12 protein-coding genes and 1 pseudogene are annotated in these 13318 nt (G+C 70.2%); 7 read left to right on the forward strand and 6 right to left on the reverse strand.

Features of this window, described 5'->3' with window-relative positions; all coding sequences use genetic code 11:
- The first annotated feature begins 180 nt into the window (after positions 1–180).
- The 3 genes from ADK54_RS38090 to ADK54_RS38100 all read left to right on the forward strand — a co-directional run bounded on the left by ADK54_RS38090 (position 181) and on the right by ADK54_RS38100 (position 3665).
- Positions 181–1239: a vWA domain-containing protein gene (locus tag ADK54_RS38090; RefSeq protein ID WP_053730408.1), complete on the forward strand. Its 1059-nt coding sequence runs from the start codon at positions 181–183 to the stop codon at positions 1237–1239.
- Between the two features lie 232 nt (positions 1240–1471).
- On the forward strand, positions 1472–2809 hold the full coding sequence (locus tag ADK54_RS38095) for a lipase family protein (protein ID WP_053730409.1): 1338 nt from the start codon (positions 1472–1474) through the stop codon (positions 2807–2809).
- A 226-nt stretch (positions 2810–3035) separates the two neighbouring features.
- Entirely contained in the window at positions 3036–3665 is a 630-nt protein-coding gene (locus ADK54_RS38100; RefSeq protein WP_053730410.1) for a hypothetical protein, read from the forward strand.
- A gap of 150 nt (positions 3666–3815) precedes the next feature.
- Here ADK54_RS38100 and ADK54_RS38105 read toward each other — a convergent pair whose 3' ends face one another.
- The 6 genes and pseudogenes from ADK54_RS38105 to ADK54_RS38125 all read right to left on the reverse strand — a co-directional run bounded on the left by ADK54_RS38105 (position 3816) and on the right by ADK54_RS38125 (position 9453).
- Positions 3816–5396: an FAD-dependent oxidoreductase gene (locus ADK54_RS38105; RefSeq protein ID WP_053730411.1), complete on the reverse strand. Its 1581-nt coding sequence runs from the start codon at positions 5394–5396 to the stop codon at positions 3816–3818.
- A gap of 331 nt (positions 5397–5727) precedes the next feature.
- Positions 5728–6393, reverse strand: a complete 666-nt coding sequence (locus ADK54_RS38110; protein ID WP_053730412.1) for a response regulator transcription factor — start codon at positions 6391–6393, stop codon at positions 5728–5730.
- Positions 6390–7496, reverse strand: a complete 1107-nt coding sequence (locus ADK54_RS38115) for a sensor histidine kinase (protein WP_053730560.1) — start codon at positions 7494–7496, stop codon at positions 6390–6392. Before ADK54_RS38115 ends, ADK54_RS38110 begins: the two co-directional genes overlap by 4 nt.
- A gap of 107 nt (positions 7497–7603) precedes the next feature.
- On the reverse strand, positions 7604–8146 hold the full coding sequence (locus ADK54_RS38120; RefSeq protein WP_053730413.1) for a hypothetical protein: 543 nt from the start codon (positions 8144–8146) through the stop codon (positions 7604–7606).
- Positions 8147–8289: 143 nt separating this feature from the next.
- Positions 8290–8439, reverse strand: a pseudogene (locus ADK54_RS44285) (deaminase); the annotation flags it as partial.
- 144 nt (positions 8440–8583) lie between these two features.
- Positions 8584–9453, reverse strand: a complete 870-nt coding sequence (locus ADK54_RS38125) for a 4Fe-4S domain-containing protein (RefSeq protein ID WP_053730414.1) — start codon at positions 9451–9453, stop codon at positions 8584–8586.
- Positions 9454–9585: 132 nt separating this feature from the next.
- Between ADK54_RS38125 and ADK54_RS38130 the strand changes: the two genes are divergently transcribed.
- From ADK54_RS38130 to ADK54_RS38145, 4 genes are all read left to right on the forward strand, one after another.
- On the forward strand, positions 9586–10059 hold the full coding sequence (locus ADK54_RS38130; RefSeq protein WP_053730415.1) for a MarR family winged helix-turn-helix transcriptional regulator: 474 nt from the start codon (positions 9586–9588) through the stop codon (positions 10057–10059).
- Positions 10060–10173: 114 nt separating this feature from the next.
- On the forward strand, positions 10174–11466 hold the full coding sequence (locus ADK54_RS38135) for a YhgE/Pip domain-containing protein (protein WP_053730416.1): 1293 nt from the start codon (positions 10174–10176) through the stop codon (positions 11464–11466).
- A 129-nt stretch (positions 11467–11595) separates the two neighbouring features.
- Positions 11596–12198, forward strand: coding sequence for a phosphoribosylanthranilate isomerase (locus tag ADK54_RS38140; RefSeq protein WP_053730417.1), 603 nt, complete (start codon positions 11596–11598; stop codon positions 12196–12198).
- A 152-nt stretch (positions 12199–12350) separates the two neighbouring features.
- On the forward strand, positions 12351–13301 hold the full coding sequence (locus ADK54_RS38145; RefSeq protein WP_053730418.1) for an NAD(P)-dependent oxidoreductase: 951 nt from the start codon (positions 12351–12353) through the stop codon (positions 13299–13301).
- The last annotated feature ends 17 nt before the right edge of the window (positions 13302–13318 follow it).

A 13318-nucleotide genomic window follows, 5' to 3' on the forward strand; every position in this document is an offset into this window, starting at 1 on the left:
AGAGTGCCGCCAGCGCTTCCCGTCACCGTCCCGCCCGGATCCCCCGCGCGGCGACAGCCCGGCCCCCGACGCCTGGCACGGCACCAGGGAAGGCAGGTGATCGGGCATCAGACGGCGTTGTCAGTGCCTCCACCTACAGTGAAAACATCACTCGGGGAGCCTTTGAGGGGGAGCAAAAGCATGTCCGTAAACAAGATCCAGCACAAGGTGAATCACGTCGCGTTGGTAGTGGACTGTTCGGGTTCCATGCGTCCGCACCAGAGTCAGCTCATCCGCGTTGTGGACGAGTTCGTGGCGGGGCTGAAGGCGGAATCGGACAGCCTCGGCCATGAGACGCGGATCAGCCTCTACTCCTTCGACCACCAGGTGGAGAACCTGGTCTGGGACATGGACGTGAAGCACTTGCCGTCCATGCGGGGTCTGTACCGGGTCAACAATGGCGCTACCGCCCTGATCGAGGCTTCGCTGAAGTCTCTGGACGACCTGGGTCACATCTGGGAGCAGTACGGCGAGCACAGCTTCCTGCAGATCGTGGTGACGGACGGCGAGGAGAACGCCTCCGGCGGAGACAAGCGGCACGACGGCGACCCGGCCATCCTCGGCCCGTGGCTCGACAGGATCACGGCGACGATGGGCGGGCTTCCGGGGCACTGGACGTCCGCGATCCTCGTTCCGAACTCCCTGGCCAAGCGGACCGCGCAGAACTACGGTTTCCCGGCCGGCAACATCGCGATCTGGGACGCGGATTCCCAGAAGGGCGTGGAGGAGGCGATCGGCACCGTGCGCGCTGCCGCCACCAGCTTCCTCCGGGGCCGCGAGCAGGGGGTGCGCGGCACGAAGAACCTGTTCGCCGTCGGTCAGGACATATCGGTGGACGAGGTGCGGGCGAGCCTCGAACCGATTCCGGCCGACAAGTACCGGCTCCTGAAGGTCGACAAGGAGGTCGAGATTCGCCCCTTCGTCGATTCACATCCGGGTGTGACGTACGAACGTGGCGCGTGTTACTACCAGTTGGGTGCCCGGGCTCAGGTTCAGCAGAACAAGGAAGTCATCGTCGTCGAGAAGGACACCGACCGCGCCTATACGGGCGATGCGGCACGCAGCCTTCTGTTCGGCACGGGTATCCAGGGGACCGTCTCCGTGAAGGCGGGGAACAATCCCGCGTTGGAGGTGTACGTGCAGAGCCGGTCGGTGAACAGGAAACTCAAGCCGAAGACGCGCCTGCTCATCATGCTCTGACCCCAACAGCGCAGCCCTCCTGACCCGGCCCCGGCGCCACCCTCGTCCCGGCGGCCGGCAGGAAGCACGCTGCCGCCGAGCACCGCGACGCAGGCAGGGCGGCGTACGTGCCACGCAGTTGGCGAGCCCGCATCCGAAAAAGTCACAGTCGCGGCTCTATGCAGTGCAGTTACCTATAGGTAACTTTCCTGGGGTCACTCCTGTCACTCACTCCACGACCCACGGGGAAGCCATGTTCAGACACACCAAGCGGGTGCTGGCGACCGCGGTTGCCACGGTGCTGGCCGCCACCTTCGCGCCGGTGGCCACAGCCGCCGCCACGCCGTCGACGGCCGGTTCCAGCGACCCGTTCTACACCTACGACAGCAGCACGCCGTTGTCCTCGTACGCGCCGGGCACCGTGCTGAAGAAGCGGACGTTGCAGTACCACATCGCGGGTTTACCCACTCCGGTCAAGGCAGTCCAGCTGCTCTACCGCACCCGTGACGCTCAGGGGCGCCCGGCCGCCAACGTGACCACCGTGGTGCGCAGCATCAAGGGTGACAGCGGCAAGGCGGTGTCCTACCAGTCGTTCTACGACTCCCTCAACCCCAAGGACGGGCCCTCCCGCGCCATCGCCGGTGATGTCACGCTGGGCGGCATCCTCGCGAACAGTGAGAACCTCTTCCTGGCGCCCCTGGTGGCGCAGGGCTACAACGTCGTCATCCCCGACACCGAGGGGCAGCGGGCCGACTTCGCGGCCGGACCGGAGTACGCGGCCAACACGCTGGACTCGATCCGGGCCGCGACCGACCCCGAGGCCGGGACCGGCATGAACGCCGACACCCGGGTCGGCCTGATGGGCTACTCCGGCGGCGCCATCGCGACCGGCTGGGCGGCCGCGCTCGCACCGGCGTACGCGCCCGACGTCAACAAGCGGCTGGTGGGCTTCGCCGAGGGCGGCCTGCTCGTGGATCCGGCGCACAACCTCAAGTACGTGGACGGCTCGGTCGTGTGGTCCGGCGTCATCCCCATGGCGATCATCGGGGTCGCCCGGTCGTACGGCATCGACCTGAAGCAGTACCTCAACAGCTACGGTCAGCGGGTGTACCAGGACCTGGAGCACGGCTCGCTCCTCGACGCACTGGGCCACTACCCCGGGTTGACGTGGAAGAAGCTGGCGAAGCCGCAGTACGCCGATCCGAACTCGGTGACCGCGTTCGTCGAGGCGGTCAACAAGATCAACCTGGGTTCGGCCGCCACCCCGACCGTTCCCGGGTTCATCGCCCAGGGCTCCGGAGGCGTCGTCGAGGGGACCTTCGGCAACCCGCCTGGCATCGGGAGAGGCGACGGGGTCATGGTCGCCGGGGACGTCCGCGCCCTCGCCCGGCAGTACTGCTCCTCCGGCAACGGCTCCATCGCCTTCCACCAGTACGACCTGCTCAGCCACGTCCCGGTGGCCGCGGCCTGGGCCCCGGGGGCGATCGGCTGGCTCGGCGACCGGTTCGCGGGCAGGCCGGCCCCGTCCGACTGCGGGCACATACCGCCGGGCAACTCACTGGCTCCGGAGTCGCCGACCTCAGTGTCGTAACGCCACAGCGGCACACACGCAACCGGCCACGGCGTCCCCCAACTCCCTGTATTGCCAACCCAGTTGGCTCGCCAGGGGCCGACGCACACCGAGCGGTGCCGGCACAAGCTCGCGGAGCGCGCCATGCCGGGACTGCTCTCAGCCGTAACCGCGGCAAACGGTTGTTCCCCTCCTCGGAACGCGGATACAGATATGCGCGACCAGTCGGTACAAGGAGGGGAAAATCATGAAGAAGACCATGAGGAAGACCGCCGGTGTCGTCGTGGGGCTGGCGCTGGCGGGCGCCCTGGGAGCCACCGGGGTGGCCGAGGCCCAGGCTCAGCCGTCGGTCCCGGCTCCGGCCGCCGCCCCGGCCATCAGCGCTGCGGGCACCGGCGGTTCGACCGTCGAGGCGCCCGCCTCGGTGGTCGCGGAGCTGAAGGCGGCGACCAGCAGAGCGCGCGCCTCGCTCTCCCCGAACGCCCGGGTGATCTGTTACGCCGCCCATGTCCAGGACATCGGCTGGCAGTCGGCGGTCTGCGACGGCAGCGTGGCGGGCACGACCGGCCAGAGCCGCCGCATGGAGGCGCTGGCGATCTCGACCAGCGGCGTCGGCGGCGTCTGCGCCGACGCCCACCTGGCCGACATCGGCTGGCAGGGCTGGAGGTGCGGCGGGGACGGCACTGTCGTGACCGTCGGCACCACCGGCCAGTCGCGGCGGATGGAGGCGCTGGGCGTCCAGGTCGGGACGGGCAGCGTGGGCGCGCAGGCGCATGTGGAGGGGTACGGCTGGCTGAGCTCGGTCACCGGAAACCCGGTCTATGTGGGGACGACGGGTCAGTCACGGCGTATGGAAGCCGTACGCATCTGGGTCTGAGGCCCGGCGTCTGATGCCTGATGCCTGATGCCTGGCGGGAGTGGTGCCGGACCGCGGCCGGCACCACTCCCGCGACAGGACAGCCATCCCCGTCGGCACGAATACGGCCGTGCATCAGAGCCGCGCACGACCGGACCCGGCCCGCCCCGGTCAGGTGGACGGCCGGATCGACAGTGCGTGGTGGAAAACGTCGCGCGGGTCCCAACAGGCCTTGACCTGTTGGAGGCGCGGATAGTTGTCCTTGTAGTAGAGGGTGTGCCACGGCACGCCGGAGGTGTTCCACTCGGGGTCGGCCAGGTCGGTGTCCGGGTAGTTGATGTAGGCGCCGTCGCTGACCGCGCCGGGCACGGGGACGCCGCCGGTGTCGGCGTACACGTCACGGTAGAAGGCGCGGACCCAGGCGAGGTTGGTGGCGTCGTCGCGCTCGTCGGACCAGATCGTCTGGTAGACGGCCTTCATGATCACATCTCGTTGGGCGACGGCCGTGGCGTCGGCCGCGACGGCGCCGACCTGGCCCCCGTACCCGACCAGGAGCATGCCGCCGCCCGCCGTGCCCGAGCTGTTGGTCAAGTTCCGGTGGATGGCGTCGAGTTGCGCTTCGGTGAGCGAGCGGCGCAGATAGCCTGCCTTGATCTTGTAGCGGCGGGTGCCGACGTTGCCGGGCTCGCCGGTGCCCGGCCAGGTGGTCGGGTGCAGCCAAGGCATCGAAAGCCAGGTCTCCTGCCCTGCGAGCCCGGTGCCCGCGGTGACCGCGTTCGCGAACTCGCGCACCAGGTTCTGGGCACCCGGAATGTCCGCGTCGATCTGCACGGTCATCAGGAAGCCGCCCGCGCTGCTGTGCATCGGGATGAGGATCGCGTAGAGGCCGGCGTACGGCGAGCCGGGCGCGCTGTTGCGTTCGTGCCAGGTACCGAAGTTGTGCAGCAGCCTGGTGAACGCCTGCCGGGTCATCTTCTTGTCCCAGGGCCAGGTGACCAGGTACGCCAACTGCTCGCGCGGAGCGGCGGGCAGGAGCCGCGACGGGTCGCCCCCGCGCGGGCCGGGGGATCGCAGCCAGTACCGGGTGACCACCCCGAAGTTCCCGCCGCCTCCGCCCGTGTGCGCCCAGAACAGGTCGCGGTGCGGATCGTCCGGCTCGCGCGTCGCCACCACCGCTCGGGCGGTGCCGTCCTGGTCGACCACCACCACCTCGACGCCGTAGAGGTGGTCCACCACCGATCCGTACCGGCGGGACAGCGGCCCGTACCCGCCGCCGGCGAAGTGTCCGCCCGCGCCCACCTCCGGGCAGCCGCCGGCGGGGACGGTCACTCCCCAGCCCTTGAACAGCGTCCGGTAGACGTGCCCGAGCGTGGCGCCCGGCTGCACCGCGAACGCGCCGCGCGCAGCGTCGTAGCCGACGGCGTCCATGGGCGACATGTCCAGGAGCAGCCGCACGGCCGGGTCGGCGGTGAAGTTCTCGAAGCAGTGTCCGCCGCTGCGCACGGCCACCCGGCGCCCGGACCGTACGGCATCGGCGACCGCGCGCACCACCTGCTCGGTCGACCCGACGACGCGGATCTCGTCCGGCCGCCCCACGAAGCGGAAGTTGTTGCCGCGCAGCAGGCTTTCGTAACGGGTGTCCCCCGGACGGACCGTCACCGGCCCGAAGCCTGTCCGCTCCCCCGTCGCCGCGCCGGTATCCGCGGCAGCCGCGGAAGCCGGCGGGCCGACCACGCTCGCCGCCGCGGCCATCGCACCTGCCGCGAGCAGCCCACGGCGGTTCAGCCGATTCGGATCCGCTCCGCTCACCACGGCCTCCCGCCCGGGCCGACCTCCGCGATCAGCGCTGTCGTCGCCGTCGACCGACCGCCTGCGCCGAGGCGACGTCGAGGCATCCTCCGTAACTCACGACGCCCGCCGCAGGGACGAGGTGTGCGACGGGCGCGTCTGTCCGCGTGACACATGTCAACTCCCTTTCTCAGTCCGGTTGCTGACGTCTCATCATGCCGTCTTCCCGCATTCCGCCCCACCCCTTGTCGACGGGCACACGGACGGCTATGGCGGCGCGAGTGGCGTCGCCGGGTCAGGCCAGGCCCGCTGTGATGGCGCGGCGTACGGCGTCGGCGCGGTCTCTGATATCGGCCTTGGCGAACAGGTTGTTGATGTGGGTCTTGACCGTGGCCTCGCTGATGAAGAGCTTCTCGGCGATCGCCCGGTTCGGCAGTCCCTGGCCGATCAGGGTCAGCACCTCGCGTTCGCGCGGTGTGATGTCGCCGGGCAGCGGCTGTTCGGGCGTCGGGGCCTTGGTGCGGGCCGTGGCCAGGAGCCGGTCCTGGACCTCGCGGTCGAGGACCGACTGTCCCGCCGCGGCCGCTCGGATGGCGCGGGCGATGTCCTCGCGCCCCGCGTTCTTGGTCAGGTATCCGCGTGCCCCGGCGCTCAGCGCGGCCAGGATCGAGTCGTCGTCGGCGAACGTGGTCAGTACGACCACGGCCACCTCCGGGTGCTCCTCGGTCAGCCGCCGCGTTGCCTCGATGCCGTCCATCACGGGCATGCGCAGGTCCATCAGGACGACGTCCACCGGCCCCGCGGCGGCCGCGGCGAGCACCTCGGCCCCGTCGGCGGCGGCCGCGACGACGTCGATGTCCTTCGCCAGGCCCAGGACCGCGGCCAGCGGCTCCCGTACGGCGGCCTGGTCGTCGGCCACGATCACCTTCAACCGCTGTGCGTTCTGTGTCGGTTCACTCATCCCGGGATCACTGCCTCCACTTGCCAGCCGCCTTCGTCCGGGCCGGCCACCACCGGGCCCGCCGTAATCGTTCCGCCAAGGAGGGCGACCCGTTCACGCATGCCGATGAGCCCCATCCCGCTGCCAACGCCCGGGCTCACCTTACGGGTTGCCGGACTGTTGCTCACCGTCAGTGTCATGGACTCCGCGGCGTACGTCAGCTCCACGCGGACCTCACCGCCGGGCGCGTGCCGGGCCGCGTTGGTCAGCGCTTCCTGAGCGATCCGCAGCAGGTTCTGGGTCACCCGGGACGGCACTTCGCGGGCGGTCCCCGTAATGGTCAGGCCGTCGCGGTGGCCGGACGACTCCAGCATCGCGGCCAGGCTCTCCACCAGCGGCAGGGAGTCCTCACGCAGCGCGTGCACGGTCCACTGGGCCTGTTTCAGGCTCTCCTTGACCATGCTGTGCGCCTTCTGGTTCGCCTCGCGGACCTTGTCGAGATCGCCGGTGTCCATCAGCGCGTCCGCCAGCTCCAACTGCATGTTGATGCCTGCCAGCGAGTGGGCCAGGACGTCGTGCACGTCGCGGGCGATCCTGCCGCGTTCGGTCAGTACGGCGGTCTGGGCCTCGGCACGGGCGGCCCGCTCCGCGGACTCGGCCGCCGAGATCGCCGCCAGTACGGCCTGCCGGCTGCTGCGGTTGAGGATGCCGATCAGGACCGGTCCGCCAGTGGTCAGGCCGAGCGTCCAGGGCAGCAGATCGTGGCCGGAGCCGAGACGGAAGTACAGCACGCCGGTGCACAGCACACTGCACAGCGCCGCGAGAGTGAGGGCCCGTCCGGTCTCAAGCCGGAACCCGATGTGCCCGACGAGGAAGTACGCGAAGAGGTAGCCCGATCCGCTGCTGCTGACGCCGAGCAGTGCCGCCGCGGCGACGACGCCGGCGGTCAGCCACACCAGGGCGACGCGTGGGGGAACCCTGTCCTCGGGCAGGTGCCGGGCCGCCAGGGCGACACAGTTCACCAGGAGCAGGGCCCCGCATGCCAGGCCCCGGCCGCTGAGGCCGAGCGGCCGGACCGTCCAGATCGCGGAACCGATGACGAACAGGGTCAGGGCCCACTGCATGCGCGGGTCCTGGCCGGGCACGGCCCGCGGGCCGGCCTCGTGGTGCGAGGCCGGCCCGGGGGCCGGGGCGTTCTGGGCTTCGGGCACGGCGCGACCATAGCCCACGGTCAGGCCGTGCGGTCGAGCGTGCGGGTGGTACGGGCCACCGCCGCGAGCGGCTGCCGGCGGGCGACCATGCGGCCCCGGAGGAAGATCGTGGCGAGCCGCGTGACCACCTCGGTGAGCGCCATCAGGACGAAGGCGGCGACCCATGCCTGATCCGTGGTGATGTGGTGGGCGATGCTGAACCGGGCGACGTTGTCGGCTCCGCCGTGCTCGACCCACACCTGGAAGCCCATGCGGGCGCCCATGCCGAGCACCCACAGGATCGCGGAGACCGCGCCGGCCTTGATCAGCAGGTGCTCCCCCGCGATGCGGATCCGGGTGTAGACGCCGCCTGCGATGCCGAGTGCCGCGCCCACGGCCATCAGCGCTCCGATGAGCAGCAGGTCGTTGCCGGCGGTGGGGATGGAGTCGAGGTAGGTGTGGGCGACGAAGGCCACGATCCCCAGCGGGATCAGGAAGGTCTTGAGGTCGAGGCGGCCTTCCCGCAGCTGCCGGAAGACGACGAGGACGAGCGCGATGTCGGTGATCCAGTCGGTCGTTGTCATGCCCTCAAGACTGCTGCCGCCCGGCCTCACGCACCTGGACCCATGGGTGGAACCGGGGGTGGAGATCGCCGCACGCCACGTCTCCACCCCGGAGGCCTGCACATGCCCGCAGGCATGGGGATCCTCTTCGGACTCCCTATGGGTCAGTCGAGGGTGGGCCGGTGGACGAGCTCTTGGATGTGCCCGTCCAGCGTCCGGTGCTCGACCAGCTCCAGGCCGAAGTCGGCCGCACCTTGGAAGATCGGGCCGAGCCCGGTCCGACCGGTGATGACGGGGAAGAGCGTCACCTGCAGGCCAGCATCCGTGCGAACGCCCGATAGGTGTTGCCCTCGACGGATACGGCGCCGCCAGTGCCAACTGCCAACAGATGGCCCCGGCACGCTGGCGAAACTCATCGCCAGGGAGGGGTCAGAGAATCGTCACGTTGCGTCCTTGCCTCACCAGCGGACGGCCGTGAAGTCGACCGGCCGGGGCCGGAGCAGTCTCGTGCGTTCTGCCAGCGCCCGCAGCCGGTGGGACATCTCGTCGACGGACAGACGGTGGCGGTCACCATGACCGGCCAGGACCCACTCGAATCGCAGCCGTCCGGCCGTCCTGATCAGAGAGTTGGCCAACTCCTCGATGGAGTACCAGGTCACGCTGTCCGCGACTTCCAGATCGCCGGTGGCGCGCGACCAGTAGAAGCTGTCACCGCTGAAGCAGTACCGGTCGTCCGCGAGGTAGAGCACGCTCCCCCGGGTGTGGCCGGGCAGGGGATGGGCGATGACCCCCTCGCCGATCTCGACGGGTTCGAGGCCCCGGATCACCTGGTCGGCGTCCGGTGCCGCGTCGAGGTCTCCCTCGTGGATCCACAGGCGGGCGCCGAAGTGGTCCGCGTAACGGCGGCCGTGTGCGGCGTGGTCCCGGTGTGTGAGCAGCACATCGGTGACCGGGCTCGATGCCGCGTAACGCTCGGCGAGGCCACGGCTCCAGCGCGGCGTGTCGATCATCATGGCCGTGCCGGACGGTCGCAGCAGGAGATAGGAGTTGGCCCCGGCGGTGTGCTGGGAGTTGTGTCCGCAGATCAGTACGCCGTCGTCCAAGGCCATCGGAAACGGGTCGAGCGCCCGGTCGATGGTCCCGGACGCCGGACGGATCGAGCGTGTGGGGCAGGCGAAGACCGCCGCGTGGAGGCTCCGTGTCTCCGCCTCGTCGCGCGGGGTGCGCAGAATCCGCGACTTTCCGTCGGCCTCGGCGATCAGATCGGGCGCGAGTTGCCGGGCGACATCGCAGTTGGTGCAGCGGTCGTCCACGTACCAGCCGTCCATGGCAGGACTCCTTCCAAAGAGGGCGCATCAGACCAGGACCGTCGCTGCTCCCTCCAAGTCGAGGGAGCAGCGCGTCGGATACAGTAGCTGTATCACTAAGTATCTTAATCGCGAAGGTAAATGGAAGCCCGCATGCGCGTCAATCACCAGGACGACCAGCCCGGCGAACCGGCCGACCGGATCATCGCGTCGCTGACGGACCTCGCCGGAGCCCTGGGGCGACTCAACGACCTGATCGCCCAGCGTCTTGGCATCGCGCAGACCGATCTGCTGTGCCTGCACGTGCTCAACCGCGCCGGAGCCTGCACCGCCGGCGCACTCGGCTCCCGACTCGGGCGCTCCACCGGCGCGGTCACGCACATGATCGACCGCTTGGAGAAGGCGGGTTACGTCCAGCGGAAGCCCGACCCTCAGGACCGCCGCCGCGTACTCGTCGAAGCCTTCGCCCCGGGACTCGAACGGATCGCCTCGTTCTACGAGCAGATGGACGCCCGCAGCCGCCGGCTGACGGCCACCTTCTCCGACGACCAGCTCGCCGCGATCTGCGCCTTCCTCCAGGGCAGTTACGACAGCACCGTCGAAGAGTGCGACCGGCTGATCCGGTAGCCCGCGCTCCGCCGTCGGGTGGAACCGGCGGGCGGGGCGAGCGCGGGGCGCCGGGCTCGGGGGCGCGGCCGCAGTTAGGTTGCCGGTGCTGCCCACCGAAGCCCCTGGAGCGCCATGTCTTCCCCTGTCCAGCCCTCTGCGGCCAAGGCGAAGCCGGGCCAGGCACGCCCGGGCCAGGTGCTGCGCAACCCCAAGATCTGGAAGTTCCCCACGGTCATCGTCTCGCTGGCCGTGCTGCTGCTCTCGCTCCTGTACATGGGCGGCATCGTCGACCCCAACGGCCACATGCACCGGCTGCCCGTCGGTCTGGTCAACGCCGACCGCGGTGCCGTCATGGCCGGGCAACACACCAATCTGGGTGCCCAGATCACCGGCTCGATCGCCAAGGCCCCCGGTGAGCGGGTGTCCTGGAAACAGCTGGAGCGGGGCGCGGCCCAACAGCAGCTGGCCACCGGCAAGCTCTACGGAGTCCTTGAGGTTCCCGAGGGCTTCACCGCGGCCGTGGCGGCGCTCCCCAGCGGCACCGCGGCGACCCCGGCACGGCCCACCATGCTCGTCCTCACCAACCCCGGCGTGGGCAGCCTCGCCTCCTCCTTCGCCAGCAACATCAACCAGACGGCCGCTCACCAGGCCTCGCTGCAACTCGGCAAGACGCTCACCGCGGCCTCCGCCGGTGCGAGCGGCACGGCACGGCTGCTGCTCGCCGACCCGATCAGCGTCACGGTCAAGGTCGGCCACCCCATCGGGTCGCACAGCGGTCTGGGCCTGACCGCCTTCTACTACGCGCTGCTGCTGGTGCTCGCCGGCTTCATGGGCGGCAACATCATCAGCAACGGCGTCGATGTGGGCCTGGGCTACGCGGACAGCGAGATCGGCCCCTGGCACACCCGGCGCCCGGTGGTACCGATCAACCGCACCCGCACCCTGATCATCAAGTGGGTCATGTCCGTCGCGATCGCCGCGCTGACATCCGCTCTGATCATGCTGGCCTGCGTGGTGATCCTGGGAATGGACGCCTCACACCTGTGGCTGCTGTGGGTGTTCTCGTTCTGCGCCAGCGCCACCGTGGGTCTCGGAGTGCAGTCCGTCAATGCGGCGTTCGGCGGCATCGGGCAGCTCGTCAGCATGTTCGTCTTCATCGTGCTCGCCCTGCCCTCCTCCGGTACGACGATTCCGCTGGAGGCGTTGCCCGGCTTCTACCGCTGGCTGGCGGTGTTCGAACCGATGCGACAACTCGGCGGAGGGGTGCGCGCCATCCTCTATTTCGACGCCCGTGCCGAGGCAGGCCTCACCCGCGCCTGGATCATGATCTCCATCGGGGTGGTGGTGGCTCTGGCCTTCGGCCTGGCCGCGGCCTCCTACTACGACCGCAAGGGCCTGCACCGGATGGTGCCGAAGGACTCCTGACGGAGTGTTCGGTCGTGTGCGGTGTGCGCGCCGGCTCCGTGGCCCCTGGGCGATCGGGCCGACAGCACGCCGCTCGTCCGGGCGCCCCCGTGGAAGTCAGGCGGTCAGGCGGTTTGATTGACTCAGGGCATGAGCGATCTCTTCGTCAAGATCTGCGGTCTGCGGACCGCGCAGGACGTCGACACCTGCGTCGAGGCGGGCGCGGACGCGGTCGGGTTCGTCTTCGCGACCAGTGCGCGCACGGTCGACGCCGCAACCGCGCGGCGGCTCGCGGAACGCGTACCGGCGCACGTTCTCACGGTGGGGGTCTTCCGCGGCCAGTCGCTCGACGAGGTCCGCTGCCTCACGGAGGAGAGCGGCATCCGTGCGGTCCAGTTGCACGGCGACGAGGGCCCGGAGTACTACGAGGCGCTGCGGTCGCAGGGCCGCACGCTGATCCGGGCCACGACCGCCACCGAGATCCCGGCACGGCTCGGCGAGCTGGGCGAGGACCTGCTGCTCCTCGACGCACCCGACCCCGGTTCGGGCGAACCGTGGAACTGGGCTTCCCCCGAGTTCGCCGCCCCCGCCGGGCGCTGGCTGCTTGCGGGTGGGTTGCACCCGGGCAACGTCCGCCGGGCCGCCGACGTCACCGGCGCCTGGGGAGTGGACGTCTCCAGTGGCGTGGAGAGTGAACGCGGCGTCAAATCAACGGAGTTGATCCGCTCGTTCATCTCGGCGGCCCGCCACTGACATCGCACTCGCCCTGCTCTGCCGAGGAGGACCCCGGCTGGGGATGGAGCCAAGTTGTCCGGCAGCGTACGCATGGTGTGTGCCTTCGCGCCGGTGGCCGTCGGGCAGGATCGAGCGGTGTTGGAAGCCTGACGAGGATTGGACAGCGAGCAATGACAAAGCGAGCGCGCGTCGTCGTACTCGATCCGGTCGATCCGGACGCCCTGGCCGCCCTGGCCGAGGCCCACGAGGTCGAGGTGCGGATCCGTCCCGGCCACGACGAACTCCTGGCCCTCGCCGCCGGGGCCGATGCCCTCGTGGTGCGCAGCGGCGTACGCGTCACGGCCGACGTCATCAGGGCGGGGCAGCGTCTGAGGGTGGTGGCACGGGCCGGCGCCGGCACCGAGAACATCGACCTGGAGGCCGCCCGGGAAGCCGGCGTCCAGGTGCTCAACGTTCCCGGCGCCTCGGCGGAAGCCGTCGCCGAGCTCGCCCTCGGTCTGCTCCTCGCGGTGACCCGCAACATCGCCCGGGCCGACCGGCAGATCCGGGACGGCATCTGGGACAAGCCGAACCTGGCGGGCCCGGAGCTGCGCGACCATGTCCTCGGGGTGGTCGGCCAGGGCTCGATCGGGTCGCGCATCGCCGAACTCGCGAACGGCCTCGGCATGCGCGTCCTCGCCTGCGTGGCCCGGCCCTCGCCCGAGCGGGACGCCGCGCTGCGCGAGCGCGGCGTCGAACGGGTCGAGCTGCCCGAGCTGCTCACCGCCGCCGACGCGGTGTGCCTGTCCGTGCCGCTCACGGAGCACACGCGCGGGCTGATCGGCGAGGCGGAACTCGCCCTGATGGGCACCGGCTCCTACCTGGTCGACGTGTCCCGCGGCGGCGTCGTCGACGAGGCCGCGCTGCTGCGGGCGCTGCGCGAGAAGACCATCGCGGGTGCCGCCCTCGACGTCCACAGCCGGGAGAGCGGCACCCCGGAGTTCGCCGCTCTGGACAACGTGGTCCTGACTCCGCACATCGGCGCCAGCACGACGGACGCGCAGGCCAAGGTCGGCCGCATCCTGGTCCGCGACCTCAACGCGGCTCTGGCCGGCGGCTCCGTCGCGAACAGGGTGTGCTGACCATGACCGCCCCGGCC

This window comes from Streptomyces sp. WM6378, from assembly GCF_001279695.1.
Taxonomy (GTDB): domain Bacteria; phylum Actinomycetota; class Actinomycetes; order Streptomycetales; family Streptomycetaceae; genus Streptomyces.

Excerpts from the sequence above, each read along its gene's own strand:
- ADK54_RS38095 (WP_053730409.1), top strand. The coding sequence starts at position 1,472 with ATGTTCAGACACACCAAGCGGGTGCTGGCGACCGCGGTTGCCACGGTG.
- ADK54_RS38140 (WP_053730417.1), top strand. The coding sequence starts at position 11,596 with ATGAGCGATCTCTTCGTCAAGATCTGCGGTCTGCGGACCGCGCAGGAC.
- ADK54_RS38130 (WP_053730415.1), top strand. The coding sequence starts at position 9,586 with ATGCGCGTCAATCACCAGGACGACCAGCCCGGCGAACCGGCCGACCGG.
- ADK54_RS38100 (WP_053730410.1), top strand. The coding sequence starts at position 3,036 with ATGAAGAAGACCATGAGGAAGACCGCCGGTGTCGTCGTGGGGCTGGCG.
- ADK54_RS38105 (WP_053730411.1), bottom strand. The coding sequence starts at position 5,396 with ATGGCCGCGGCGGCGAGCGTGGTCGGCCCGCCGGCTTCCGCGGCTGCC.
- ADK54_RS38090 (WP_053730408.1), top strand. The coding sequence starts at position 181 with ATGTCCGTAAACAAGATCCAGCACAAGGTGAATCACGTCGCGTTGGTA.
- ADK54_RS38115 (WP_053730560.1), bottom strand. The coding sequence starts at position 7,496 with ATGCAGTGGGCCCTGACCCTGTTCGTCATCGGTTCCGCGATCTGGACG.
- ADK54_RS38110 (WP_053730412.1), bottom strand. The coding sequence starts at position 6,393 with ATGAGTGAACCGACACAGAACGCACAGCGGTTGAAGGTGATCGTGGCC.
- ADK54_RS38120 (WP_053730413.1), bottom strand. The coding sequence starts at position 8,146 with ATGACAACGACCGACTGGATCACCGACATCGCGCTCGTCCTCGTCGTC.
- ADK54_RS38145 (WP_053730418.1), top strand. The coding sequence starts at position 12,351 with ATGACAAAGCGAGCGCGCGTCGTCGTACTCGATCCGGTCGATCCGGAC.
- ADK54_RS38135 (WP_053730416.1), top strand. The coding sequence starts at position 10,174 with ATGTCTTCCCCTGTCCAGCCCTCTGCGGCCAAGGCGAAGCCGGGCCAG.
- ADK54_RS38125 (WP_053730414.1), bottom strand. The coding sequence starts at position 9,453 with ATGGACGGCTGGTACGTGGACGACCGCTGCACCAACTGCGATGTCGCC.